Source organism: Streptomyces sp. NPDC006691 (genome assembly GCF_042869955.1).
In the GTDB taxonomy this organism is placed as follows: domain Bacteria; phylum Actinomycetota; class Actinomycetes; order Streptomycetales; family Streptomycetaceae; genus Streptomyces.
In genome coordinates, this window is sequence record NZ_JBIAGW010000003.1 from 718,962 (window position 1) to 744,691 (window position 25,730).

At 72.9% G+C, this 25,730-nt stretch carries 22 protein-coding genes and 2 tRNA genes; 17 read left to right on the plus strand and 7 right to left on the minus strand.

Going from position 1 to position 25,730, the window contains the following annotated elements; genetic code table 11:
• Positions 1–22: 22 nt before the first annotated feature.
• Entirely contained in the window at positions 23–880 is an 858-nt protein-coding gene (locus ACFYNP_RS09945; protein ID WP_388784224.1) for a spermidine synthase, read from the minus strand.
• A gap of 52 nt (positions 881–932) precedes the next feature.
• Positions 933–1,418, minus strand: a complete 486-nt coding sequence (locus ACFYNP_RS09950) for a hypothetical protein (RefSeq protein ID WP_388417289.1) — start codon at positions 1,416–1,418, stop codon at positions 933–935.
• A 231-nt stretch (positions 1,419–1,649) separates the two neighbouring features.
• Here ACFYNP_RS09950 and ACFYNP_RS09955 point away from each other — a divergent pair, with 231 nt between their 5' ends.
• On the plus strand, positions 1,650–3,071 hold the full coding sequence (locus tag ACFYNP_RS09955) for a hypothetical protein (protein ID WP_388784226.1): 1,422 nt from the start codon (positions 1,650–1,652) through the stop codon (positions 3,069–3,071).
• 614 nt (positions 3,072–3,685) lie between these two features.
• Here the strand turns inward: ACFYNP_RS09955 and ACFYNP_RS09960 are convergent.
• Positions 3,686–4,291, minus strand: a complete 606-nt coding sequence (locus ACFYNP_RS09960; RefSeq protein ID WP_388417283.1) for a histidine phosphatase family protein — start codon at positions 4,289–4,291, stop codon at positions 3,686–3,688.
• A gap of 215 nt (positions 4,292–4,506) precedes the next feature.
• On the opposite strand from ACFYNP_RS09960, the gene ACFYNP_RS09965 reads away from it, so the two are divergent.
• From ACFYNP_RS09965 to ACFYNP_RS10000, 8 genes are all read left to right on the plus strand, one after another.
• Complete coding sequence (locus tag ACFYNP_RS09965; protein ID WP_388784228.1) at positions 4,507–5,394, plus strand: phosphatase PAP2 family protein; 888 nt, start codon at positions 4,507–4,509, stop codon at positions 5,392–5,394.
• Positions 5,315–6,463, plus strand: a complete 1,149-nt coding sequence (locus tag ACFYNP_RS09970) for a hypothetical protein (protein ID WP_388784231.1) — start codon at positions 5,315–5,317, stop codon at positions 6,461–6,463. Before ACFYNP_RS09965 ends, ACFYNP_RS09970 begins: the two co-directional genes overlap by 80 nt.
• Positions 6,454–8,043, plus strand: a complete 1,590-nt coding sequence (locus tag ACFYNP_RS09975) for a hypothetical protein (protein WP_388784234.1) — start codon at positions 6,454–6,456, stop codon at positions 8,041–8,043. The genes ACFYNP_RS09970 and ACFYNP_RS09975 overlap by 10 nt, the downstream gene beginning before the upstream one ends.
• Entirely contained in the window at positions 8,040–9,371 is a 1,332-nt protein-coding gene (locus ACFYNP_RS09980) for an AAA domain-containing protein (RefSeq protein ID WP_388784236.1), read from the plus strand. Before ACFYNP_RS09975 ends, ACFYNP_RS09980 begins: the two co-directional genes overlap by 4 nt.
• Positions 9,368–9,523, plus strand: a complete 156-nt coding sequence (locus ACFYNP_RS09985; protein ID WP_388417269.1) for a hypothetical protein — start codon at positions 9,368–9,370, stop codon at positions 9,521–9,523. The genes ACFYNP_RS09980 and ACFYNP_RS09985 overlap by 4 nt, the downstream gene beginning before the upstream one ends.
• Positions 9,524–9,737: 214 nt before the next feature.
• The gene (locus ACFYNP_RS09990; RefSeq protein ID WP_388417266.1) at positions 9,738–10,085 is read left to right on the plus strand and encodes a hypothetical protein; all 348 of its coding nucleotides are present in this window, start codon (positions 9,738–9,740) and stop codon (positions 10,083–10,085) included.
• 132 nt (positions 10,086–10,217) lie between these two features.
• Entirely contained in the window at positions 10,218–10,934 is a 717-nt protein-coding gene (locus ACFYNP_RS09995) for a bifunctional DNA primase/polymerase (protein ID WP_388784238.1), read from the plus strand.
• A tRNA-Lys gene (locus tag ACFYNP_RS10000) sits at positions 10,925–10,998 on the plus strand. The genes ACFYNP_RS09995 and ACFYNP_RS10000 overlap by 10 nt, the downstream gene beginning before the upstream one ends.
• Positions 10,999–11,058: 60 nt before the next feature.
• Here ACFYNP_RS10000 and ACFYNP_RS10005 read toward each other — a convergent pair.
• On the minus strand, positions 11,059–12,330 hold the full coding sequence (locus tag ACFYNP_RS10005; protein WP_388417260.1) for a M6 family metalloprotease domain-containing protein: 1,272 nt from the start codon (positions 12,328–12,330) through the stop codon (positions 11,059–11,061).
• Between the two features lie 339 nt (positions 12,331–12,669).
• Here ACFYNP_RS10005 and ACFYNP_RS10010 point away from each other — a divergent pair, with 339 nt between their 5' ends.
• Positions 12,670–14,703, plus strand: a complete 2,034-nt coding sequence (locus ACFYNP_RS10010; RefSeq protein WP_388784241.1) for a putative bifunctional diguanylate cyclase/phosphodiesterase — start codon at positions 12,670–12,672, stop codon at positions 14,701–14,703.
• A 76-nt stretch (positions 14,704–14,779) separates the two neighbouring features.
• Here the strand turns inward: ACFYNP_RS10010 and ACFYNP_RS10015 are convergent, their stop codons facing one another.
• Together ACFYNP_RS10015 and ACFYNP_RS10020 are read right to left on the minus strand one after the other, a co-directional pair.
• Entirely contained in the window at positions 14,780–16,480 is a 1,701-nt protein-coding gene (locus ACFYNP_RS10015; protein WP_388417253.1) for a glycosyl hydrolase family 18 protein, read from the minus strand.
• A 478-nt stretch (positions 16,481–16,958) separates the two neighbouring features.
• Positions 16,959–18,026, minus strand: coding sequence for an LLM class flavin-dependent oxidoreductase (locus ACFYNP_RS10020; protein WP_388784244.1), 1,068 nt, complete (start codon positions 18,024–18,026; stop codon positions 16,959–16,961).
• A gap of 127 nt (positions 18,027–18,153) precedes the next feature.
• On the opposite strand from ACFYNP_RS10020, the gene ACFYNP_RS10025 reads away from it, so the two are divergent.
• From ACFYNP_RS10025 to ACFYNP_RS10055, 7 genes are all read left to right on the plus strand, one after another.
• Positions 18,154–19,560 carry an amidase gene (locus ACFYNP_RS10025; protein WP_388784247.1) on the plus strand — a complete coding sequence of 469 codons (1,407 nt, stop codon included), beginning with the start codon at positions 18,154–18,156 and terminating at the stop codon, positions 19,558–19,560.
• A 76-nt stretch (positions 19,561–19,636) separates the two neighbouring features.
• Positions 19,637–20,515 (plus strand): ectoine/hydroxyectoine ABC transporter substrate-binding protein EhuB, encoded by an 879-nt coding sequence (gene ehuB / locus ACFYNP_RS10030; protein ID WP_100578514.1) that lies wholly within the window; start codon positions 19,637–19,639, stop codon positions 20,513–20,515.
• Positions 20,512–21,258, plus strand: coding sequence for an ectoine/hydroxyectoine ABC transporter permease subunit EhuC (gene ehuC, locus ACFYNP_RS10035; RefSeq protein ID WP_388784250.1), 747 nt, complete (start codon positions 20,512–20,514; stop codon positions 21,256–21,258). Before ehuB ends, ehuC begins: the two co-directional genes overlap by 4 nt.
• Positions 21,255–21,905, plus strand: a complete 651-nt coding sequence (gene ehuD, locus ACFYNP_RS10040; protein ID WP_388784253.1) for an ectoine/hydroxyectoine ABC transporter permease subunit EhuD — start codon at positions 21,255–21,257, stop codon at positions 21,903–21,905. The genes ehuC and ehuD overlap by 4 nt, the downstream gene beginning before the upstream one ends.
• On the plus strand, positions 21,895–22,686 hold the full coding sequence (locus tag ACFYNP_RS10045; protein ID WP_388417237.1) for an amino acid ABC transporter ATP-binding protein: 792 nt from the start codon (positions 21,895–21,897) through the stop codon (positions 22,684–22,686). Before ehuD ends, ACFYNP_RS10045 begins: the two co-directional genes overlap by 11 nt.
• Before the next feature lie 253 nt (positions 22,687–22,939).
• Positions 22,940–23,698 (plus strand): IclR family transcriptional regulator, encoded by a 759-nt coding sequence (locus ACFYNP_RS10050; protein WP_388417234.1) that lies wholly within the window; start codon positions 22,940–22,942, stop codon positions 23,696–23,698.
• A gap of 108 nt (positions 23,699–23,806) precedes the next feature.
• Positions 23,807–23,880, plus strand: a tRNA-Lys gene (locus ACFYNP_RS10055).
• 80 nt (positions 23,881–23,960) lie between these two features.
• On the opposite strand, the gene ACFYNP_RS10060 is transcribed toward ACFYNP_RS10055, so the two are convergent.
• Positions 23,961–24,866 (minus strand): SGNH/GDSL hydrolase family protein, encoded by a 906-nt coding sequence (locus tag ACFYNP_RS10060; protein WP_388417231.1) that lies wholly within the window; start codon positions 24,864–24,866, stop codon positions 23,961–23,963.
• Positions 24,867–25,730: the final 864 nt, after the last annotated feature.

The following is a 25,730-nucleotide window of genomic DNA, read 5'->3' on the forward strand; positions in this document are numbered from 1 at the left end:
CGCGTACGGCTACGGCTACGGCTCAGCGGAACGCGGAAGCGGGCGGGGCCGGCGAGGGCTTCGCGCTCGCGTCGCGCACTACGACCGCCCCGCCGGTGAAGTCCGCGAGTTCGCGCCCGTGCTGGACGCGTCCGGGGTGCGGGTCACCCGCGATCCGCCGGGTCAGCTCGGCCACCGGCAGCGGTACGGCCGAGCAGACGAGCACCGCGTTCCCGAACCGCTTGCCGCGCAGCACCGTCGGATCGGCGGCGAGGGCCAGCTCGGCGAACACCCCGGCGGCGGTGGCGATCTGGCCCCGCAGATGTGCGAGCGGCGGCCCGTCCGCGAGGTTCGCGGCGTACGTACCGGACGGCTTCAGGACCCGGCGTACGTCGGTGAGGAACTCGGTGCTGGTCAGGTGGGCCGGAGTGCGGGCCCCGCTGAACACGTCCGCGATGACGAGGTCGGCCCAGGCGTCGGGCAGCTTGGCGAGCCCGGCCCGGGCGTCCCCGCCGCGCACCCGGATCCGGGCACCGGGGTCCAGCGGCAGCTCCCGCCGCACGAGCTGGACAAGGGCCGCGTCGAGCTCCACGACCTGCTGGGTGGAGCGGGGGCGGGTGGCCGCGATGTAGCGGGCCAGGGTGAAGGCGCCGCCGCCCAGGTGCAGCACGTTCATGGCCTGGCCGGACGGAGCGGCGAGGTCGATGACGTGGCCGAGGCGGCGCTGGTACTCGAAGGCCAGCCGCTCCGGGGCTTCCAGGTCCACGTGGGACTGGGGCGCACCGTCGAGCAGCAGCGTCCACCCGCCGGTGCGGTCCCGGTCGGGTATGAGTTCGGCGAGGCCGCCGTCCACCGTCTCGACCACGGGCTCGGGCCCGCGCCGCCTGCTGCTCTTCGCCATCCGGCCATTATCGACCGCCCCGGCGGGTGCCGCCTTCCCGGCCCCGGGCGCCTCAGCGGCCCTCGGCCTCGCGGATCCCGTCGGCGGCCTCGATCATCCGGGCCGCCTCGCCCAGGGCCGCGCGCAGCAGACCCGGGTCGGTGACCTCGGTGGTGTTCGGCGGCAGGAGCCAGCCCGAGCCGGTGACGGGGGGCGCGGCGGGCAGGCCCTCGATGCGCAGGCCGCGGCCGTTGGTCTCCGTACAGGCGCTGCCCGGCACGTCCCAGGCGGCGGCGGTGCCGGAGGGCACCAGGAAGCCGAGGGTGTCGCAGGCCCCGTCGTGCAGGACCGGGCCCACAGCGGTCGGGGCGGCGCCGCGGCGGATGATGTCGACGGCCTCCAAGCCCTGCCGGGCGGGCACGGTCACCAGGTCGCAGGGCTCCTCGGCGGCGCCGCAGGGGGCGGCCGGCGGCGCGCTCGCCTGGGGTGAGTGCGGATGGCGGACGGTCGTCGTCTGCGTACCGGAGACGGTGAAGTCGAGGTCGGTATCGGTGTTCACGCAGTCCTCCAACAAGGCAAGCCCTCCGCGTCGCGCGGTGTATCTGGTGCTCTCCACAGGGTTCAACGCCCTTGCGCGTCAAGGGGAACGGCGGCACGCCGCCGCAAAGGATGGCAGTTCATGGCGGATCGTGGGTGAGATATCCGTTTTGTAGGCAAACACTGCGTGAACAACCCGTCACAGCAGGTACGTTCTTGCCCGCATCACCCCGCCAGAGAGAGCTGTCCAGCCATGGCGTCGTCACCAGATCCCCGCGCAGACCCCCGGGTGAACACGAGGGCCCCGCAGAGTCCGGGCCGGCTCACGCGGGAACCCAACCTGACCTTCCGGCAGTTGAGGGGGGCCCGCTCGCCGGGAGAGTTCGCGGCCGCGGTCCGTCGCGCCGCACGCGAGATCGGCGAACAGGTCGCCTGCGACGCCCGTTACATCGGGCGCGTCGAGAACGGCGAGATCCGCTGTCCCAATTACGCCTACGAACGGGTATTCCGGTACATGTTCCCGGGTTTGACCCTGACGGATCTGGGGTTCTCGGCGAGGGAGACGGTACGGGGCCGAGGCGCGCGGCCGACCTCCGGCGCACCCCTGCTCCACCTCACGCCCCGCCCCGCCGATCCGCCCCCGCACGACTCGTCCCACCACCACCAGAACCACGAGGAGAGCGACGTGCTGCGTCGCGCATTCATGACGGGCTCCACCGCCACCGTGGCGGCCGTCTCGCTGGGCCTCGGCCCGGCAACCGCCCATGCCGTCCAGCGCGTCGGCGAGGCCGAGGTGAGCGCCGTCGAGGAAGCGGTCCGCAGGATCAGGCTCCTGGACGACCAGCACGGCGCCGACGGCCTCTACCAGCGGGCCGCACAACCGCTGCGCACCGCCTACGCCCTGCTCGACGCGAGCGCCGCCCGCGCCGCCACCCAGGAACGGCTGCACACCGGCGCCGGTGAACTGGCCATCTCCGTCGGCTGGTTGGCCCACGACTCGGGCCGCTTCGGCGAGGCACGCTCGCACTACGCGGAGGCGCTCGCCACGTCCCGGCTCGCCGGTGACCCGGGCCTTGAGGCGCACGCCTTCTGCAACATGTCTTTCCTGGCCCGGGACATGGGCCGGCCGCGCGAGGCGATGCGGGCGGCGCAGGCGGGCGAGCGGGCGGCTCGCGCGCTCGGCTCGCCCCGGCTGCTGTCGCTGCTCGCGCTGCGCGAGGCCGGCGGGTGGGCGGGGCTCGGCGACCGCTCGGCGTGCGAGGAGTCGCTCTCACGGGCCCACGCCCAGTTCGCGCGGGGCGCCACGGACGCCGACCCCGAGTGGATGAGCTTCTTCGTGGAGGCCGAGCTGGAGATGCTCCAGGCGCAGTGCTGGTCGGCACTCGGCGACTGGCCGCGGGCGGCCCGCCACGCCCAGCGGGCGGCCGCCCTCCAGGATCCGCACTTCGCCCGCAACCTGGCGCTGTACCGGGCCGAGCTGGCGGACGATCTCGCCCGGGCGGGCGCCCCCGCCGAATCCGCGGCGGCCGGGCAGGCGGTCCTGGACCTCCTCAGCCAGGTCCAGTCCACCCGAATCCAGTCGATGCTGGCCGACACGTCCCGCATCCTGGCCCCCCATCGGGCGTCCCCGGAGGTCGCCGCCTTCCTGGAACGCCGGGCGGCGGTGGCGGTGTAGCCCCCCGGGGGGGGCGGCGTTGGGCTGGGCCGGGTGCGCGGGGCCGGGTGCGCTGGGCCGGGTGCGCTGGGCCGGGTGCGCTGGGCCGGGTGCGCTGGGGCTCTGCCCCAGGCCCCGGGTCTTGGCCCCTCCCCACCCCTTCCCGCAACCCTCCGGGGGAGTTCGTCAGGTGCGGACCGTGGGTGGCTGGTCGCGCAGTTCCCCGCGCCCCTAAATGCCTCGGCGCTGGCCCGTATGAGCATTTTCAGCCCGGCTGGCTGATCGATGCGGGCCGGTGGAGGCATCTTCAGCCCGTCCGGCGATTGAGGACGAGCGCCCTTTAGGCGCGATACGGGGTCCGGGGCGGAGCCCCGAACCGGGGGTGCAGGGGGCGCAGCCCCCGCCCGGGGTCCGAGGGGCGCAGCCCCTCAAAGGGGGTCTGGGGCACAGCCCCAGGGCCCAAACCCGTCAACCCGGCCGCACGGGCGGGAGGGCGGGCAAACCCCCGGGGTCTGGGGCGAAGCCCCAGGGCCCGAACCCACCAACCCCGAGCAACGGGCGGGCGGGCGGGCAAACCCCCCAGGGCCCGGGGAGAAACCCCCCGCAGTACCGAGGGACCCGCACCCCCCAGTTGCTCACCGCTCAAGGTGCCCCGTGTCGTTCCACCGCTCAACCGCCGGCTCCCCGTACGCCCACCCGAGCACCGACAGCGACGTCGGGTCGAGCCGGACGCGGGCCGCGAAGGACACGTCCTCGCCCAGCCAGCGCGCCGCGATCACCCGCAGGATGTGCCCGTGGGCGAACACCAGCACGTCCCGCCCGGCAGACCGCGCCCAGGCCACCACCTCGTCCGCCCGCGCCGAGATCTCCGCCAGGGTCTCGCCGTCCGGCACCCCGTCCCGCCAGATGAACCAGCCGGGCCGCACCGCCTGGATCTCGGGCGGCGCCATGCCCTCGTACGCGCCGTAGTCGAACTCCATGAGCGCGTCCCACGGCTCGGCCCGCTCCCCGAACCCCGCGAGCTCGCACGTCTCGGCCGCCCGCACGAGCGGGCTGGTGCGGACCTCGACCCCGGGCAGCCCGCCCCACGGCTCACGGTGCAGCCGCTCCCCGAGCAGCTTCGCGCCACGCCGGCCCTCCTCAAGGAGGGGGATGTCGGTCCGTCCGGTGTGCTTGCCCGCGAGCGACCACTCGGTCTGCCCGTGCCGGGCCAGCAGGATGCGCGGTGCGGCGGCTGCCATGGGTCTTCTCTCCCGATCCGTACGAAATGTTCCATAACCATCATTACGCACGTCCCGAAGCGACCCCGAGGCAACCAGGAGCCGGACCTGGGCGTCTGTCCCGAACGCCGGGGTGCTGCGTGAAGGCGATCACTTACACCGTACGGTTGAACGCACGTCGAAAACCCGGAGGCCCCGAGCGGGCAGCCCGAGTACCAGTTGGGGGAACCTGCCGGATGCAGCCGCCGCAGCACGCCACGCGACCGCGCTGGTGGACCGAACTCCCGCTCATCGCGCTCATCTACGGGGTGTACTCGCTCGGTCGGCTGATCGTACGCGGTGACGAGGCGCGGGCCGTCGAGCACGGCCTGTCCATCCTGCGCCTGGAGCAGGCCCTCCACCTCAACGCCGAGCACCCGCTGAACCGGCTGTTCACGCACACCCCGGCCCTCGGCATACCCGCCGACTTCATCTACGCCTCGCTGCACTACCTCATAACCCCGGCCGTCCTGATCTGGCTGTTCCGTCGCCGCCCCACGCAGTACCGGGCGGCCCGCGGCTGGCTGATGACCTCGACGCTGCTCGGTCTGATCGGCTTCACCTTCCTGCCGACCTGCCCGCCCCGGCTGCTCCCGGCGGTCCACGGTTTCACCGACACGATGGCCCAGTACAGCTCGCACGGCTGGTGGGGCGGCGAGGCCAGCGCGCCGCGCGGGCTCGGCGGCATGACGAACCAGTTCGCCGCGATGCCCAGCCTGCACGTGGGGTGGGCGCTGTGGTGCGGGGTGATGCTGTGGCGGTTCGGCGGCAGCCGGATCACCCGGATCGCCGCCGTCGCCTACCCGCTGACCATCACGTTCGTGGTGATGGGCACGGCCAACCACTATCTGCTCGACGCGGTCGCGGGCGTCGCCGTGATGGGCCTCGGCCTGCTGCTCTCGCGGCCCCTGCTGCGGCTCGCGGAGCGCGTACGGACCCGCTTCGCACCCGCCTCTTCCACCACTGGCTCCTCGATTGTCAGTGCCGGATGCGAGACTTCGGCGGGTGAGCGAATCCCTGGGCAGCGGACGTCCTCCGACACCCGAGCAGAAGCCGACGACGGCGCTCCGTCGACGGCTCGCTGAACTGCGCGGCCCGGCCACCCCGGCCCGGCCGCTGGACGCACGGGCGCTCGCGGCCCTCGCCGCGAACCCGGGCTGCCGCAGACGCGCCCTTCTGGACGGCGCCGGGGTCGACAAAGGCGCGCTCGCCGAGGCGATCGGCTCGCCGTCGGCGGCCTTCGGCCAGTCCCAGTTCGCCTTCATGCGCGGCAACGCCTTCGAGGCCAAGGTGAAGGGCGACGGCGGCACCGAGCTGCTGCGCCTGCTGCACGAGCGGATGGGCGCCGGAGCCGAGCCGCCGGGACAGGCCGCGGCACCCGATCTCGCGGCGGCCGGCCCCGAGGGCCGCGCGGCCCGCACCGCGCTCGCCCTGCGCGAGGCCACCGACTCCGGCGGCTGGGCGCTGCTCGACCACCCGATGCTGGCCCTGGAGGTCGCGGGCTCCCCCGCCTACCTGGAGCCGGACGCGGTGGTGGTCCACCCCGACGGCCGCTGGACGGTGGTCGAGATCAAGTCCTTCCCCATGATCGACGCGGCGGCCGACGCGTCGAAGGTCGGCGCGGCCGCCCGCCAGTCCGCGGTGTACGTGCTGGCCCTTGAGCGGGTCGCGGCGCTCACCGAGGGCGCCTCGGTGGACCACTCGGTCCTCCTCGTCTGCCCCAAGGACTTCTCCAATCTGCCGACCGCCTCCGTCGTGGACGTACGCAAGCAACTCGCCGTTACCCGGCGGCAGTTGACGCGCCTGGCCCGGATCGAGGACATCGCGGACGAGCTGCCGCCGGACACCACCTTCGATCTCGACGGCCAGTCCGGCGCGTCCCTCGCCACGGCGGTCGAGGCCGTGCCCGCGGTGTTCGCGCCGGAGTGCCTGGCCGCCTGCGAGCTGGCCTTCCACTGCCGGGGCCGGGCCCGCGAAGAGGGCACGGTGACCGCGCTCGGCCGTTCCCTGCGGGGCGAGCTCGGCTCCCTGACGACCGTCGACGAGGTCCTCGCGGCCGCGCGCGGCGAGTCGGGCGACCCGGCGGATCCGACGGTGGCGGCGGTGCGCCGCGCGGCCGCCCTGCGCGCGGAGGCGGGTGCCCCGTGTCGCTGATCACCACGCTCGCCCGTCTGGAGGCCGTCGAGTCCGGCCGCGCCCAGCCGCTGACCACCGTCCGCCACCGTCATCTGAGTGAGCGGCCCCTCGTGTTCGTGCCGCTCACCACGGCGGGCGAGGCGGGCGCCCCGCTCGGCGCCCTGGTCGGCACCGACCGCGAGGCCCCGACGCTGCTGGTGGTCCCCCAGCCCCGCGACCGCGATCTGCGCTTCACGTTCCTGGCCGACCTCGCCGAGGCCGTCCTGCCGCATCTGGACGCGTACGCCGCCGACATCGAGCTCACCGAGCGCTCCGAGACCGATCCGGAGACGGGCAAGAAGACCAAGGTCGAGGTCGAACTGTGCGCGGACGCGCCGCAGTTGATCGTCCCCGGCCGTGCGGGCATCGACTTCGTCCGCCTCCTCGGCCGCTCGATGCGCTTTCGCCGCACCGCCGAGCAGGACCCGGACGCGCCGTACCCCGCGCCGCCCCGGGTCCCGCTGCTCGGCCGCTGGTTCACGCACTACGGCGAGCGGGCCCGCACTCCCGGCGCCGCGCTGCTGCTCGCCGCCACCGACCTCCTGAACCGGCACTGGGCGACCGGCCAGTCCAGCCTGGAGGACCAGCACCTGGGCGCCCTGCTCGCCTGGATCGACCCGCCCGCCGGGGCGACCGGTGCCGAGGCGGCGCTGCGGGCCGAGCTGGCCCGGGGCGCGGACGGCCAGCTCCTGTGCCCGCCGGCCGGCCCGGCCACCGACCCGGCGTTCGACAACCGGCTGCTCGCGCCCGCCGTGGAGCGCTACGACCGGGCCCGCCAGGCCTTGCAGGCGGCCGAGGACGGCCTGGCCGCGGACGACCGCCTCGGTCGGCTGACCACCGCGGAGCGGGAGATCCGCCGCCTGCTCGCGGCCCAGCTGATGCCGACCTGGTCGGCGGTGTGGCGCGCCCTCGACCTGCTGCGCGAGCTTCCCGAGGGCGAGCGGGCCGCCGCGCGCTGGACCAGCGACCGCTGGTCGTTCACCGGCCACCGCGACCGGATCACCGCGGGCGAGCCGCCCCAGCCCCGCCGCGACGACGCGGTGACGGCCGCCACCAAGCTGCTGCGCCGCGAGCGCGCACAGGCCGAGCTTGAGGCCGGCGAGGCCCTGGACGACCCGCTGGTGATGGCGGGCCGCCGGCTCTCGGGCGAGGCGTTCGCGGGCGAGGTCGTCGAGGTGACCCCGGCCTGGTCGGAGTCCAAGCGCCCCAGCCCCCGCCCGCTGCTCACCCTGCGCACCGACGACGCCCCGCACCTCGCCGAGGGCGCGAAGGTCTACCGCTCGCTCGACGGCAAGCCGCAGAAGGCCGAGTTCGTGACGTACGAGCCCGGCGGCGCGCTCGTGCTGCGCGTCCTGGACAGGATGGGCCGCGCCAAGGACCCGGCGCCCGGCTCCGTCCCCGAGAAGGGCGACCGGCTCTGCTGGACGCTGTTCGAGCACGAGCAGCGCGGCGCCCCCAAGCTGCCCGACCCCGAGGCCACCCCCTGGACGCACGGCGGGCCGCCCGGCTCCGCCACCGCGGAACAGCCCGACGCACCGACCCCCGAGGACCTCCTGTGACCGTCTTCGATCCCGGGGCCGCGGCGACCGCGGCCACCGAGGCGATCCTCGCCGACACCCTGCACGGCTCGGCGCGCGGCGTCGTCGTGGACTCGCCGCCGGGCGCGGGCAAGTCCACGCTCGTGGTGCGCGCGGCCCTCGAACTGGCCGCCGCGGGGCGCCCGTTGATGGTGGTGGCACAGACCAACTCACAGGTGGACGACCTGGTGGCCCGCCTCGCCGAGAAGGCCCCGGACCTGCCGGTCGGCCGGCTGCACAGCAACGACAGCGACCCGTACGACAAGGCCCTGGACGAGCTGGTGAACGTACGCAAGTCGTCGAAGGCGGGCGATCTCGCGGGGCTCGACGTGGTGATCTCGACGGCCGCGAAGTGGGCCCACGTGAAGGACGTCGAGCCCTGGCGGCACGCGATCGTGGACGAGGCGTACCAGATGCGCTCCGACGCGCTGCTGGCCGTCGCCGGGCTGTTCGAGCGGGCGCTGTTCGTGGGCGACCCGGGCCAGCTCGACCCGTTCGCGATCGCCGACGCCGAGCAGTGGGCGGGGCTCTCCTACGACCCGTCGGCGAGCGCGGTCTCCACGCTGCTCGCGCACAACCCGGAGCTGCCGCAGCACCGCCTGCCGGTGTCCTGGCGGCTCCCGGCGTCGGCGGCGCCGCTGGTCTCGAAGGCGTTCTACCCGTTCACGCCGTTCCGCAGCGGCACCGGTCACGGCGACCGGCGCCTCGCCTTCGCCGTCGCCTCGGACGGCTCGGCGCCGGACCGTGCGCTCGACGAGGCGGCCGAGTCGGGCTGGGCCCTGCTCGAACTCCCGGCCCGGCACACCCCGCGCACCGACCCGGAGGCGGTCCGCGCGGCCGCCCAGGTCGTACGCCGCCTCCTGGACCGGGGCGGCGCCGCGACCAGCGAGCGCTCCCCCGACCCGGTCCCGCTCACCGCCGACCGGATCGCGGTCGGCACCGCGCACCGCGACCAGGCCGCCGCGATCCGGGCGGCGCTCGCGGAGCTCGGCGTGAGCGGGGTGGCGGTCGACACCGCGAACCGGCTCCAGGGAAGGGAGTTCGACGTCACGGTCGTCCTGCACCCCCTCTCGGGCCGCCCGGACGCGACGGCCTTCCACCTGGAGACGGGCCGCCTGTGCGTCCTGGCCTCCCGCCACCGGCACGCCTGCATCGTGGTGTCCCGCGCGGGCGTGACCGACCTCCTGGACGACCACCCCTCGACGGAACCGGTCCAGCTGGGAGTGACGGTGAAGTTCCCCGACGGCTGGGAGGCCAACCATGCGGTCCTGGCCCACCTCGCCGAGCACCGCGTGAGCCTCCAGCCGTGACCCGGAGCCCCCTCCTCGGGAGCACCTCCACTCGCCGGGCGGAGCCCGGCACGCCGCCAGAGGCGGCCGACAAAAACAGCCCCGACGGCTGGGAGGCCAACCACGCGGTCCTGGCCCACCTCGCCGAACACCGCGTCACCTGGCAACCCTGACCCACACCGGCTCCCGCACGCCGGGCGGGCGGCGGGCACGAGGCTCGGCCCGCCGCGGCCACCGGCGCACACCCGTTCCGATGGGCGGATTCGAATGCGCGGGGGCAGCTCCGGGCAGGGCCCCCGGAAGGCCCCCTTGCGCGGGGGCGGGACAATGGACGGTGGCCCGGGCGCCCCGGAGCCCGAACGTCGAGCTGCCCGTGGGAGGACAGACATGCCGGAGCACGAGCGGAAAGAGGAGCGGCAGCGGCTGAGGCCGGCGCCGCTGCTCTTCGAGCCGTCCGAGGCCATCGCCGACCCGGAGCACTTCTTCGACCTGGAGTCCATGGAGGACCCCCGGGCGCTCCTGAGCCGCTCCACCGAGCTGGCCCTGGCCTTCCGGGCCGCGGCCGACCGGGCGGTCGAGTTCCAGGCGATCGCCGCGGCCCAGCTCGCCGACCCCCGCCGCTTCGACCGGCTGACCCCCGCCGACGTGGCGGAGCGGGCCCAGTGGACCGAGGACTACGCGAAGAAGATGATCGAGTTCGGCCGCGATCTGCTGCGCGGCGGCGAGACCCCCTAGAGCTGGTCGGATCCGCTGCGACCACGGGCCCGGGGCATATGCCGGAGCGCAAGATACGCCCTCCCGCCCCGCCCTGTCCCGGTTTCCGCCAAGCCGCCGAGGGCGGACGTGGCCACCCGGTAGACGTAGAGCATGAGCAGCGACAACGGCAGGGGAAGCGGCGTTCACGGGACGGCGACGGGCGGCGGCCCGCTCACGGCGGTCGGCCGCCGCGGGGCGGCGCCCCAGGGCACGGACGAGCTGGACATCTTCCGGCTGCTGCGCGACGAGGGCGGCCACCAGGTCGGCGAGGTGACCGCGGCCGGCGCCGCCTGGCTCTCGTCCGCGGCCACTCATCCGCGCAGCACCCTCGCCCTCTGGGAGGGCCGCCCGACCGCCCCCGGCGTACTGCCCTGCGGCACGGTCTTCGACGTCGTGAACGTCCCCTCGATGTTCGGGCGCCGCATGCTCGACCACCTGTGGGCCGCGGGGCCCGGCTCCGGGCCGGTCGCGGTCCACCGCGGGCGGATGCTCCTGTTCGCCGCTCCCGGCACCGCACAGCGTCTGCCCTCGCTCCTGGAGTGGGAGGAGTGGCACGGCTCGGACGTCACGGTCCCGCCGCTCCTGTGCCACGGCCCCGGCGACGCCGTCACCGTCCCGGCGCTGGTCCGCCCGGACCGGGAGAACACCGGCGCGGCCCGCTGGCTGGTGGCGCCCGACACCCGTCGGCCCTGGCTGCCGGGCCCCGACGTGGCGCTGTGGGCCTGCGTCCGGGCCGCCAGGAACGAGCCCACGGACGCTCCCCGTATATCGATTTTTCCTCGCGCCGATCAGGATGCTAATGTCTACGACGTCAGCAGGCGCCGCTAGCTCAGTTGGTTAGAGCAGCTGACTCTTAATCAGCGGGTCCGGGGTTCGAGTCCCTGGCGGCGCACAGACGGAAGAAGCCCCTCGCGCAAGCGGGGGGCTTCTTCGTGCGCCGGCAGGCCTGGCCTCAGTGCGAGATCTTGACCGTCCAGGCGCCCGACTTCGTCCGGGCCTCCGCCTCGATCCGGATGCCCTCGCCGGGCACGGTGAACGTCTCGCCGAGCGCGACGGGCGCGTCCGCGAGCGCCGGGTAGACCGACCTCTCCCAGCACGCCTCGGTGTCCGGGTGCGCGTCGAGCACCTCGACCGGGCCGCCGCCCGAGCCCGACCCGCTGCGGACCCGGTAGACGAGCAGACCCTGGTCGCAGCTGGCCCGGTCCAGGCCGCCCGAGTCCCGCACCTCGATCGCGATCGCCCGGTCCTCGCCGGTCCGTACCACCGCGAGGCGCTTGCCCGCGAGGCCCGCCTGCGCGGGGGACGCGGACAGGGGTTCCAGCGTGAACCGGCTCGTGCCGTCGCCCGTCACACAGGTGACCTCCCGCCGGTCCAGCCAGCCCAGCTTCCACTTCTGCCAGCCGAACAGGTCGGGCGCGGTGCCGAACTGACTGCCCATCACGTCCCAGTCGCCGACATAGGTGTCCCAGTCGCCGTTCTTGCCGTCCTGCGGCCGGTGGTAGAGGTCGGGCAGGTCGAAGACGTGGCCGGTCTCGTGGGCCAGCACATTGCGGTCCGGCGGGTGGTGCTCGAAGACGGTCACGACCCGGTTGATCTCCCGGCCGTCCGCGCGCACCGGCCGGTCGAAGTTCACGACCTTCGTGGCGTCCGAGTCGACCCCGGGCGCGTCCGGGTCGGCGACCAGATAGACGATGTCGTACTTCGAGAAGTCGGTGGTCGGATCGGCCGCCTTGATCGCGTCCATCAGATAGCGGGTGCGCTGCGCCGGGTCCCAGTCGCGCTGTATGCGGTACGAGGTCGACGCGGCCGGCATCCGCACCCACTGCCGCTGCGGCTCGGCGTTCAGATGGAACTTGCCGTACGAGGCCTGCTCGAAGAAGCGGCTGGTGGCGGGGAAGTAGTCGGCGGCCAGGTCGTCGGGGGTGGTGGCCGGCTTCGAGTCCGGGAACGACAGGAAGACCATGACCGCGCTCAGGGTGCGGACCGGGCGCGGATAGGCCGGGTTCCACGTGTCGACCCCGAGCGAGTGGTGGGCGTCGGTCCGGGGCAGGGCGCACGGCATGGCGGAGTTCACCGCGACGGCGGGCCCCGACACCAGCGAGATGGCGGCGAGCGCCGTGAGGGAGGTGAGCGCCGCCACGGCTCCGCGCAGCCGGACACGCTCCACTCCCCCGGGTGTCTGCTGACGCTGCACGTCGACCTCCGGGAGCGGGATGCGGAACATCCCGCCCACTTTGTGCAGGTTTTGACAGATACGCCCTGTTTTGCTGCCCCGGAAGGGTGAGAGGGCCGACACCCCGATGACTCACCCAAAGTCACGACCGATCACCGAGGGCCCGAGCCCGGCCAGACCCGCGCAGAAACGATCGGTCAACGATCGACACAGGACTCCGGGTGCTCTTGATCACCAGGACGAAGCTGGATCGCGCCGTGCGCCAGCCTCTATGATCGGCACACTTTCCTGCGTGGACGCGGCCTCCCGAGGTCTCGCCCACCCCGGCCGAAGACCTCGATCCACTCCGTACTACCTCTGCACAACTTCAATGCACTGCGGGAGCCAGCGGTGAGCGGAACCTCCGAAGGACCGGGTCAAGCACCCGGGACCATCCGGCCGCCCGTCACAGAGCGTCATGCGGACCGCATCCCGGGCGCTCTGGCGGAACGCCCAGCGGAACGCGCCGGACACGCCCTGCCCGAGCACCCCCGAGAGCCCCGGGGCGCCCAGGAAGCCCAAGACCCCCGGCAACAGCACGGCCCCCCGGCGGACTCCCCCGCGCACCGGCGGGTCGGCTCGCTCGCCGCCCGGGCCGCCGAACTCCTCGACGGACTGCGGGCCGAGCAGAGCGCGCGGTACGCCGTCGGGCGCACCGCCTCCGAACTGCGCGACTACCGGGCCGCGTTCAACGCCGCCCACCTCGCGATGGCGATCGTCGACCGCGAGGGCGTGGTCGTCGTCGCCAACGACGCGCTCGCCGAACTCCTGGGCACCGACCCGGCCTCCCTGCACGACCAGGACGCCGCCGATCTCGTCGACCTCGCCGCCGACAACCGCGGCTGGCACGCCTACCGCGAAGTGCTGCGCGGCGCCCGCGGCCGGTTCCGCTGCACCCGCCGCCTCAAGCACCCCGACGGCCAGTCCCTGTGGGCCGAGGTCACCGTGGCGCCCGTGCCGGACGGCTCCAGCGTGCTGCTCTCCATCGCGGACATCAGCGACCGGCGCGAACTCCAGGCCCGGCTGCGCCACCTCCAGATGCACGACCCGGTGACCCGCCTGCCCAACCGCACGCTCTTCTTCGAGCGGCTCACCTCCGCGCTCGAAGCCTCCGCGTACGACGACCACGGCACCGGCCGGATCGGGATCTGCTACCTCGACCTCGACGGGTTCAAGGCGGTCAACGACACGCTCGGCCACCGGGTCGGCGACCGGCTGCTGAGCGCGGTCGCGGGCCGGCTCGCCGAATGCGCCGACCAGGCCGGGTACGCGCGCAGCGGCGGCCACCTGGTGGCGCGGCTCGGCGGTGACGAGTTCGCCGTCCTGGTCGAGGACTCCACGGGTACGGAGCAACTGGCCGAGCTCGCCCGTTCCGTACTGCACGCGCTCCAGCGGCCGTTCGACCTCGCGGGCCAGCGCCTTTCGGTGTCGGCCTCGATCGGGGTGGTGGAGCGGGCCAGCGCCGGCACCACCGCGACCGGTCTGATGCAGGCCGCCGACACCACGCTGTACTGGGCGAAGGCCGACGGCAAGGCGCGCTGGACGCTCTTCGACCCCGAGCGCAACGCCCACCGCATGACCCGGCAGGCGCTGTCCTCCACGCTCCGCCCGGCCGTGGAGCGCGGCGAGTTCACGCTGGAGTACCAGCCGCTGGTGGGCATGGCGGACGGGGTGGTGCACGGAGTCGAGGCGCTGGTCCGCTGGAATCACCCGCAATTCGGGACGCTTCCGCCGAATCGGTTCATCGGGATCGCGGAGGAGGACGGCTCCGTGGTGCAGCTCGGCCGGTGGGTGCTGCGCACCGCGTGCCGGCAGGCGAGGCGCTGGCAGGTCGAACACCCCGATGTGCCGCCGGTGTTCGTGAGCGTCAACGTCGCCGTGCGCCAGGTGTGGGACTCCGATCTGGTGGCGGACGTGGCGGAGATCCTCGCGGAGACCCAACTCGCCCCGCATCTGCTCCAGTTGGAGCTGACCGAGTCCGCAGTGATGGGCTCGGCGGGCCGTCCGCTCCAGGCCCTTCAGGCGCTGTCCGACATGGGCGTGCACATCGCGATCGACGACTTCGGCACGGGCTACTCCAACCTCGCGTATCTCAGCCGGCTGCCCGTATCCGTCCTCAAACTGGACGGTTCCTTCGTGCGCGGCTTCCAGTACGACGAGGGCGGCGCGCACCCCAACCCGGCCGACGAGACCATCGTCGAGGCGCTGGTCCAGCTCGCCCACCGGCTCGGGCTCACCGTCACCGCCGAGTGCGTGGAGAGCGCCGAACAGGCCGACCGGCTCGCCCGGATCGGCTGCGACACCGGTCAGGGCTGGCTGTACTCGCGGGCGGTCGCCCCGGACCGCATCGCCAAGATGATCACGCGCAGCCCGCAGCAGGTCTGACGGGCAGCACGATGACGGCCGCCCCGCGCCTCCACAGGGTGGGGAGCGGGGCGGCCGCGTCTGCGGGGAGGCCGGGTCAGCAGGCGCCGAGGTCCTGCCAGACGCCCCAGTCGCCGGTGGTGCCGGGCTGCTCGCCCTGCGTCCACCACTTGGCCTTCCAGTTGTGGCCGCCGTACGAGACCGTCGTACCGCCGACGTACGTCCCGGCCTTGTCCCATGCCGTGGCGGTGCAGCCGCCGGGCGTCGGCGACGGGCTGTTGGTCGACGTGGGCGTCGGTGACGGGGAGTTGGTGGCCGTCGGCGTCGGGTCCGGGGTCGAGGAGGGCGAGGAGCCGACCGCGTCCACGATCTCGTTGAGCAGGGTGGTCTTGTCGTCGAGGCCGAGCAGGCTGTACATCATCGCGCCGGCCAGACCGCGCTGGTGGGCGTAGTCGGCGCGGGCCTGGATGGACTGCTTGTCGAGGCCGGTGAAGAACTCGCCGTCCTTGTAGAAGTACGAGGCCTTCGCGTCCGCGTCCCAGAAGGTGGTCGCCGGGTTGTCGACGATGCCGCCGAGCTCCTTGTAGAGCGCGGTGCCCGCGACCTGGCTGGTGGGCCGGGCGTTGGAGGGGCCGGTCGCGGTCTGGGCGAGGCCGTTGTTGGTCGCCGGGACGCCCTTCCAGCCGCGGTAGTAGAACTCGTACCCGAGCGTGATCTTGTTGGCGGGGAAGCCGCCCGCGATGCCGTAGGCCGCGTTGCCGTCGATCCAGGAGTCGATCGCGTTGGAGATCGAGTACTTCTGGGTGCCGGGCTTGATCACGTCGGTCGGGTCATTGGGGGGCGAGACCAGCGGCGACTGGTGGTAGGCGGGGCCGGTCGCGTTCCAGGCGCCGTGCATGTCGTACGTCATGATGTTCGCGTAGTCGAGGTACGCGCCGATCTTGTCCGTCTCGATGTTCTTGATCTTGTCCTGGCCGGCCGGGAGCGCGGCCGTCAGGAGGTAGTGCTTGCCGCCGTGCGCGCTGCCGTACGCGTCCAGCTGCTTGCGGAACTCGGCCAGCAGGGCGGTGTAGTTGGCCTTGTCCTCGGCGCCGTAGTGGTTGCCGAGGTGGCCGTCGGGCGAGCCCGGGTACTCCCAGTCGATGTCGACGCCGTCGAAGATCCCGGCCGCCGCGCCCGCGCCGCCGTAGCCGCCGTCGACCGGGAGGTTGCCGGCGATGTACTGGTCGATGCAGGACGACACGAACTTCTTGCGGCTGGCGTCGGTGAGGGCCGCGTCGTGGAAGTACTTGGAGTAGGTCCAGCCGCCGATCGAGATGTTGATCTTCAGCTTGGGGTACTTCGCCTTCAGTTCCTTGAACTGGTTGAAGACGCCCACGATCGGCTGGTTCCAGGTGTCGGCGACGCCGCTCACGCTGTCGGCGGCACCGAACGACTTCTGGTAGTCGGCGAACGAATCGCCCGCGCCGTCACCGGCGTTGGGGTTGTTGTCGTCGCCCGCCGCCTTGTTCGCCTCGAAACAGGTGAGGTTGGTGGGGTCGATGTTGCCGAATGAGTAGTTGAGGACGTCCAGTTTGCCCGCGATGCCCCGGGTGTCGAGGTGCTTGGGGTAGAAGGCGTTCCCGTACACGCTCCACTGGTCGTAGTACGCGATCTTCACGCCGCCGGTCGAAGGGGCGGCGGCGGTCTGCGCGGTGGTCGCGGCGGATGCGGTGCCGAGGCCCGCGAAGGCGGCCAGGGCGCCGGCGGCGAGCACGGCGGTGCTCAGGGCTGCGACAAGGGGTCTGCGGCGTTGCAAGACGGCCTCCGGGGGGGGTGGAGCACGGGGTGCGGTACGGGTGGGTGAGGAATTGATAGCGACCCTGTCCCGGCCACGTCAATGGTCTGAACCAAATTGAGGACTAGACCAATCTGGCCGCGAATCCCCTAGTCAGCCCCCGAGTTGACCCCCTTTGCCCCCTCAACCCCCCGAAGAGAACCGGCCACCCCCGCCCCCAGGGACCGCTGTACCACTCCCCATACCGAGCCCCACCGCAGCCCCGCCAAGGGCGCGGGGAACTGCGCGAACGGCCCACGACGAGCCGCACCGACCACACCGCACGCGGAAGCAGCCCCGCCCCGTCGGCCGGCGGGCTGGGCCCGGGCGCAAGCGGGCAGCTCCGGTCTCGCAGACCAGCAGGCTGGGCCCGGGCCGGAAGGGCTAGAGCTCGGGCAAGGCGTACGCGTCGGCGAGCAGGCCTAGAGCTCGGGCAGGGCGTACGCGTCGGCGAGCAGGGCTAGAGCTCGGGCAAGCCGTACGCGTCGGCGAGCAGGGCGTAGGAGTGGAGGCGGGCCTCCGGGCTGTGGGCGTTGGCCGTCAGCATCAGTTCGTCCGCCCCCGTGCGCTTCTGGAGGTCGTCGAGGCCCGCCCGCACCTCGTCCGCCGTACCGGAGATCACGTTGGACAGCCAGCTGTCCACGAACTCCCGCTCCAGCGGGCTGAATTCGTACGCCTCCGCCTCCTCCGGCGTCGGCACGAGCCCGGGCCGCCCGGTGCGCAACCGGACCATCGAGAGCGCGTTGGTCAGCGTCTGGCGCCGCGCTTCGCGCTCGTCGTCCGCGGCCAGCGCCGAGACGCCGATCACGGCGTAGGGCGCGTCCAGGACCGCGGAGGGCCGGAAGGAATCCCGGTAGAGGTCGAGCGCCGGCACGGTGTTCGCCGCCGAGAAGTGGTGCGCGAAGGCGAAGGGCAGTCCGAGCACGCCGGCCAGGCGCGCGCTGAAACCGGACGAGCCGAGCAGCCAGATCGGGGGCCGGCCGGAGGGGCCCTGCACGGGCCCCGGCACCGCGTGGATGCGGGCGTAGGGGTGCCCGTCGGGGAAGTCGTCGTCGAGGAACCGGGTCAGCTCGGCCAGCTGCTGCGGAAAGTCCTCGGCTCCTTCGGCGAGCCGGTCCGTGCGCCGCAGCGCCGCCGCCGTCGCCCCGTCCGTGCCGGGCGCACGGCCGAGCCCGAGGTCGATGCGGCCCGGCGCCATCGCCTCCAGCGTGCCGAACTGCTCGGCGATCACCAGCGGCGCGTGGTTGGGCAGCATCACGCCGCCCGAGCCCAGCCGGATGCGCGAGGTGTGGGCGGCGAGGTGGGCGAGGATCACGGCCGGCGCGGACGAGGCGACGCCCGGCATCGAGTGGTGCTCGGCCACCCAGTGCCGGTGGAAGCCGCGCCGCTCGGCGAGCCGCGCGATCTCCACGCTGGTGCGCAGGGCACGGTTCGCGTTGTAGCCGTTGCCCACGGTCACCAGGTCGAGCACCGACAGGGGCACGGGTGCGGTCCCGGCCGCCGTCCCTCGAATCGCATCCACGTCCACCGGTCCACGCCTCCAGCTCGTCGAATCTTCACGTCGCTACGGACACTGCTAACAGGAGGGTCTCTCCGTTTTATTCCCGGCGCCCCCGCCCACGTGTCGGGCCACCCGGATGGGTACGACACCCCTCATGACCGAGCCGAGCGCACTCACCGACCTGACGGCACGTCAACTCCTGTCCGGCTACCGGGCCGGCACCTTCTCACCCCTCGACGCGACCCGGGCCGTCCTGGCCCGGATCGAGGAGGTGCAGCCACGCCTGAACGCGTTCGTACGCGTCGACACCGAGCCGGCCCTGGCCCAGGCCCGCGCCGCCACCGAGCGCTGGCACGCGGGAGAGCCGAAGGGGCTGCTCGACGGCGTGCCGGTGTCCGTCAAGGACACCCTCCTCCAGGCAGGCGGGCCGACCCTCAAGGGATCCAACACCCTTGATGAGGACGGCAGTTGGAGCACCGACTCCCCGGCCGTGGCCCGGCTTCGCGAGCACGGCGCGGTGCTGATCGGCAAGACGACGACGCCCGAGTTCGGCTGGCAGGGCGTGACCGACTCGCCGCGCACCGGCATCACCCGCAACCCGCACGACCCGGCCCGCACCTCGGGCGGCTCCAGCGGCGGCAGCGCCGCGGCGGTGGCGGCCGGGGCGGGGCCGCTCTCGGTCGGCACCGACGGCGGGGGCTCGGTCCGGATACCGGCGTCGTTCTGTGGGGTGTTCGGCCTCAAGCCCACCTACGGCCGGGTCCCCCTGCACCCCGCGAGCCCCTTCGGCACGCTCTCCCACGTCGGCCCGCTCGCCCGCGACGCGGCGGACGCGGCACTCCTCCTCGACGTCATCGGCGGCGCCGACCCGCGGGACCCCACCGCCCTGGAACCGCTGCTCCCCGCCCACTCCTACGCCGAGGCCCTCGCGCAGGACGCGGCGGCGGGCGTGAAGGGCCTGCGCATCGCCTACTCCCCCTCCTTCGGCGGCCAGGTCGCGGTGCACCCGGAGGTGGCGGCCGCCGTGCGGACGGCGGTGACCCGGCTCGCGGACCTCGGCGCCTACGTGGAGGAGGCCGACCCCGACTTCGCGGACCCGATCGAGGCCTTCAACGCGCTGTGGAACGCGGGAGCGGCCCGTATCGTCCATCAACTGGGCGCGGAGAAGCGGGGGTTGCTCGACCCGGGGCTGCGTTCGATCGCGGCCCGGGGCGCCCGGCTCTCCGCCCTCGACCTGCTCGCCGCGCAGGAGGCCCGTATCGAGCTGGGCCGCCGGATGGCCCTCTTCCACCAGCGCTACGACCTCCTCGCCACCCCGACGCTGCCGATCACCGCGTTCGCGGCCGGCCGGGCCGCCCCCCGGGGCTCGGGGCCCCATCGGTGGACGGGATGGACGCCGTTCACCTATCCGTTCAATCTGACCCAGCAGCCCGCCGCGACGGTCCCGGTCGGCGCGGACACGGACGGCCTCCCCGTGGGCCTCCAGCTGATCGCCGCCAGGTACGGAGAGCGGACCGTGCTCCGGGCGGCGGCGGCCCTCACGGGACACCCGAGCAGCTGAGTCCGGCGAGCGGGCGCGGGCGGCACCCGGAAAAATAGGAGGCATGGGCCGCTTGAACTCGGGTAGCCGCGCCGCCATGGCCAGAGCTATCTCACGCCCCAGACCCTCCATACCCAGGCGCACCCTGCTCGCCGGCACCGCCGCCGTCGCCCTCACCGGCGCGGCCGCCTGCTCCCGCGTCCCCCAGGGCGACGCCCTCGCCCGCCTCAAGTCGCAGGGCGCGGTGCGCCTCGGTATCGCCGGCGAAGTTCCGTACGGGTATGTGAACGACCAGGGCGAGTTCACCGGCGAGGCACCGGAACTCGCCAAGGTCATCTTCAAGCGGCTCGGCATCGGCCATGTCCAGCCCGTGGCGACCGACTTCTCCTCGCTGATCCCCGGCCTCAACTCCCAGCAGTTCGACGTCGTTTCGGCCGGGATGTACATCAACAAGGACCGCTGCGCACAGGTGTTGTTCGCGGACCCCGAGTACCAGATGCTGGACGCCTTCATCGTCCGCAAGGGCAACCCGAAGAACCTGCACACCTACGAGGACGTGGTCCGCACCAAGGCCAGGTTCGCGACCGGCACCGGCTACGCCGAGATCGGCTACGCCACCGCGGCCGGCTACCCCGAGAAGGACATCGTCATCCTCCAGGACCAGGTGGCGGGCCTGAACGCGGTGGAGTCCGGCCGGGTGGACGTCTTCGCGGGCACCGCGCTCACCGTGCGGGAGGTCGCCAAGAAGAGCGCAAAGGCCGAGGCCACCCAGGCGTTCGCGGCGGTCGTCGACGGCAAGAAGAAGATCGACGGCGGCGGTTTCGCCTTCCGGCCCACCGACGGCGCCCTGCGCGACGCCTTCAACACCGAGATCCACCGCATGAAGCAGAGCGGCGAACTCTTCCGGATCCTGAAGCCGTTCGGCTTCACCCAGGCCGAGATGACCACCCTGACCGCCAAGGAGCTGTGCCGATGACGGCGGGACTGTGGCAGCACTGGGTGCTCCCGGGCATCTGGATCACCATCCAACTCACCGTGTACAGCGCCGCGTTGGCCGCCTTCGTCGCCTTCGGGATCGGCCTGGCCCGCACTCACCGCTCGCGCCTGGTGCGCTTCCTGGCGGCCGCGTACACGGAGGTCTTCCGCGGGACCTCGGCCCTGGTCCTGATGTTCTGGCTGTTCTTCGTGCTGCCGCCGCTCGCGGGCTGGCAGCTGGTCCCGATGTGGGCCGCGGTGCTCGCCCTCGGCCTCTCCTACGGCGCGTACGGCGCGGAGATCGTGCGCGGCGCGCTGAACTCGGTGCCGCCCGCGCAGCGCGAGGCGGGCATCGCGCTCAGCCTCACGCCCTGGCAGCGGATGCGGCTCGTCCTCCTGCCGCAGGCGGTGCCGGAGATGATCCCGCCGTTCTGCAACCTGCTGGTCGAGCTGCTGAAGGGGACGGCCCTCGTCTCGTTGCTCGGCGTCGGCGACGTGTCCTTCGCGGCGTACCTGGTGCGGCTCGCGACCCAGGACAGCGCGCAGATCTACTCCGTCACCCTCGTCATCTACTTCGTCCTCGCCTTCGCGATCACCCGGGGAATGAAGGCACTTGAGCGCCGCACCAAGGCGAACCTCGGGATCGCCATGACGGACCCGGGCGGCAGGACCCGTACTCCCGCCAAGCCACGCAGGCCCGCCCCGGTCGGCGGCACGACAGCAGCGCGAGGTGACCTCCGATGACCTGGGACTGGTCCGCCGTGTGGGACTTCATGCCGCGCTTCTGGGACGGCGTGGTCACCACGCTGGAGATCCTCGCGCTCGGCTCCCTCATCTCCTTCTCCCTCGGCCTGGTGTGGGCGCTGGCCTTCCGGGCCCCGACCCGCTTCGTACGCTGGCCGGTCAACCTGATCACGGAGTTCATCCGCACCACCCCCCTACTGGTGCAGCTGTTCTTCCTGTTCTTCGTGCTGCCGGAGTGGGGCGTGAAGTTCTCCGCGCTGACCACCGGCATCCTCGCCATCGGCCTGCACTACTCGACGTACACCGCGCAGGTCTACCGGGCCGGCATCGACGCCGTGCCCAAGGGCCAGTGGGAGGCGGCCACCGCGCTGAGCCTGCCCGCGCACCGCACCTGGTTCGCGGTGATCCTGCCGCAGGCCGTCCGCCGCATCGCGCCGGCGCTCGGCAACTACGTCATCTCCATGCTGAAGGACACCCCGCTGCTCGCCGGGATCAGTGTCCTGGAGATGCTCCAGCAGTCCCGTCTGGCCGGGGCGAGCACCTTCCAGTACACCGAGCCGCTGACCGTCGTCGGCGTCGCCTTCATCCTCATCGCCTATCCGGCTTCGCTGTTCGTACGAGCCCTGGAGCGCCGCCTTGTCCGCTGACACCCAGATCGAGAGCACCGTGAAGAACGCGCAGAAGCGGAGCGGCACCGAGCTGATCCGCTTCGAGAACGTCACCAAACGCTTCGGCGACAACACCGTCCTCGACGACCTGTGCTTCACCGCCCGCAAGGGCAAGCACGTCACCCTGATCGGCCCGTCGGGCTCCGGCAAGACCACGATCCTGCGGCTGCTCATGACCCTGGAGACCCCGGACTCCGGAATCATCCAGGTCAACGGGACCCGGCTGTACCCGGCCGGCGAGAAGGAGCGCAGAGAGGCCCGCAAGAAGATCGGCATGGTCTTCCAGCAGTTCAACCTGTTCCCCAACATGAGCGTCCTGCGCAACATCACCGAGGCCCCGGTACGGGTGCTCGGCCTGAGTGCCGACGAAGCCGAGGAGCGGGCGCGCGAGCTGCTCGACCTGGTGGGCCTGGGCGAGAAGCGCGACGCCAAGCCCTCGCAGCTGTCCGGCGGCCAGCAGCAGCGCGTCGCGATCGCGCGGGCGCTCGCCATGCGGCCCGAGGTGCTGCTCCTGGACGAGGTGACCTCCGCGCTCGACCCGGAGCTGGTCGCGGGCGTCCTGGACCTGCTGCGCGACATCGCCCGGACCACCGACATCACGATGCTCTGCGTCACCCACGAGATGAGTTTCGCGCGGGACATCTCGGACGAGGTGATGATGTTCGACGCGGGCAAGGTCATCGAGTCCGGGCCGCCCGAGAAGATCTTCGGCGAGCCGGAGCACGAGCGGACGCGGGAGTTCCTCGGCGCGATCGTCTGACCACGCGCCGTGCACGGCGCTGACCTCACGGTCCGGGCAACCGTGCGCCCCCGACCATGACTCTGGCATATGCCACGGTGGCGCGTCCCAGCGTAGAGCGCTGGAACGCGCCACCAATCTTGTCAACACCCGCACCAGGAAGGGGTCTTGGCGGCTATCGTGGAACGGCAGACCTGCCACCTTCGCAGTTCGACCTGCTAGGGCCTGTCCAGACAGAGTCCAGACAGGATCCGCCGGACAGTAGGGGGAAACCGTGGCGCTGAAGCCAGAGCCGACCGCGCCGTTCCACTCGGTGCAGTACGTCCTGCGCGTCCTTGAGGCGATCTCCCGGCACGGCGGGGGCGTGACCGACGTCCAGATCGGCCGCGAGACGGGTCTGCCCACCGCCCATCTGTCCTCCATGCTCCTGATGCTGCGGCGCGAGGGCTATGTCGAGCAGGTGGCCGACGGCGCCTATGTGATCGGCGACTCGATGGTCCTGCTCGGCTCGGGGGCCGTCCGTCAGCAGGCCCTGGAGGCCAAGCTCCAGGACACCCTCATGTCGCTGCGCGACTCCGTCGGCGCGGCGGTCTACATCAGCCGCTACATCGACGGCGAGGTGAAGATCACCCAGTACGCGGACGGGCCGCGCGCCCCGAAGGTCAACGAGTGGGTCGACTTCAAGTCGGCGGCGCACGCGAGCGCGGTCGGCAAGTGCCTGCTCACCCAGCTCGACCAGAACGGCCGCCGCGACCACCTGTCCCGGCACAAGATCGCCCGGCTCACCTCGCGCACGATCACCAGCGAGAAGGTCCTGTTCTCCAAGCTCGACAGCCAGCCGGCCACCGTGCCCGTCCTCGACCTCCAGGAGTACGCGGTCGGCACGGTCTGCGCGGCGGTCCCGCTCACCGCGGGCTCGGCCGTGGGGTGCCTGGCCCTGTCGATGCCGATCGAACACGCCCACCGCCTGCGCGCCGCGGCCGACACCCTCAACCGCCGGGCCGCTCCCGTGGTGCTCTCGCTGGCCATCTGACGCCTCCGGCGCGCCCCGGTCCAGGTGGCCGCCGGGAGGCCCCCCACGTGGAGGTCCGGGTGGTCGGAAGCACCCCGCGGGACCAGGTAGTATTTTCTCTGTCAGCACGCGCCGCTAGCTCAGTTGGTTAGAGCAGCTGACTCTTAATCAGCGGGTCCGGGGTTCGAGTCCCTGGCGGCGCACAGACGGAAAAGGCCCCTCGCGCAAGCGGGGGGCCTTTTCGTGCGCCCGTACGCGTCGGACGCACCACGCTGGTGCCTCCTCAGCCACCCAACGCGGCGAGCACGGTCGCCGCCTGGTGATCGGCGCCCAGGCGGTTGGGGTGGAAGGGGATGGCGGGCCCCGGCGGGTTGGAGGACAGCGGCACCAGGCCCTCGACCCACCGCTTGCCCTCGGGCTGGCAGACGTCGTGCCCGACGCTTCCCGTGTACGTGTCGACGAGCGTGGCCCCGCCCTCGTCCGCGGCGGAGGCGAGCATGCCGTTCAGCTCCTTGAGACGGGCGCCGAGCCAGCCGAGGTCCTCGTCGAGGATCGGCACCCTCGGGTAGCAGCCGCGCCCGTCGGCGACACCGGCGAGGTAGTCGACGACCAGCACGGTGGCCTTGGGCGAGCGCTGGTGGATGCCGTCCAGCACGCCCGCGATCCGGGCCTTGGTGTCGGCGATCCGCCGCGACATCAGGTCCCGCCCGTCGGCCCCGGCGAACCGGGCCCGGCACGGGGCGCCGAGAGGGGCGGGCAGCGGGTTGACGCAGCCGATGACGGCGGTGGCCAGGCCGATGTCGTTGCCGCCGATGCCGACGGTGACGAGGTCGGTGGAGGCGGTGAGCCGGTCGAACTGGGCCGGGTTCACGCCCTGCGCCAGCAGCGGCAGGTGGCCGACGTTCTGCGGCGCGGTCATCTCGGCGGTGGTGGCGCCGCCGCACGTCGCGTCCCGGAAGGTCTTCACGCCGAGCCGGGCGGCGACCTGCTTGGGGTAGTTCCAGGAACTCTGGGCACAGCCGGAGGGGGCGTAGGTGTGGTCGATGCCGAGCACGGTGACATCGGCGGACCAGGAGTCGCCGAGGGCCACGTACTCGTGGAATCCCGTGTGGGCGGTGGCGGGAGCGGGCCCGGCGAGGAGGGTCGCGGTGGCGGCGAGAAGCGCGGCGAGGAGAAGGCGGGGGTTCACGTGCCCATCCACGCACTGTGGGTGGGGCGCGCGGGGGATGCTGGCCGACAAGTCACCCGTTCCGGGCATGGGTTGGGGGCGGGGCCCCCCGGGGGGGGTGGGGGTGCGGGCCGCGGTCCGGGGTGCGGGCTACCCGGGGGGCGCGGGTGCGGGCTGCGGTCCGAGGTGCGGGCTGCCCGGGGGGCGGTGCGGGTGCGGGCTGCGGACCGGGGTTGCGGTGGTGGGGCGGCCTGCGGCCCGGTGCGGGTCTGGTGGGGCTCGGCCGGGTGCGCTGGGGCTCCGGCCCGGGTCCCGGTTCTGGACCCCTCCCCGCCCCTTCCCTAAACCCTCCGGGGGTGGGATGGAGGAAGTGGAATGGGGTGGGTGGGCTTCCGGGGTTGCGCCCCGGGCCCCGCTTGTTCGGGTGCGGATCGTGCGTGGCTGGTTGCGCAGTTCCCCGCGCCCCTGACCCCGTTTCCGTCCGCAGACCGTGCGTGGCTTGTCGCGCAGTTCCCCGCGCCCCCAAACCCGCTTCCGTCCGCAGACCGTGCGCGGCTTGTCGCGCAGTTCCCCGCGCCCCCAAACCCGCTTCCGTCCGCGGGCCGTGCCCGCTTCTCGCGCAGTTCCCCGCGCCCCTAAGGGTCTCGGTGCTGGCCCGCATGGGCATCTTCAGCCCGTCCGGCTGACCGGTACGGGCCGGTGGAGGCATCTCCAGTCCGCCCGGCTGATCGATAGGGGCCGGTGGAGGCACCTCCAACCCGTCCGGCTGATCGATACGGGCCCGCATCGAGGCACTTCAGCCCGTCCGGCGTTTGAGGACGAGCGCCGTTCAGGCGCGATACGGGGTCCGGGGCGGAGCCCCGAACCGGGGGTGCAGGGGGCGCA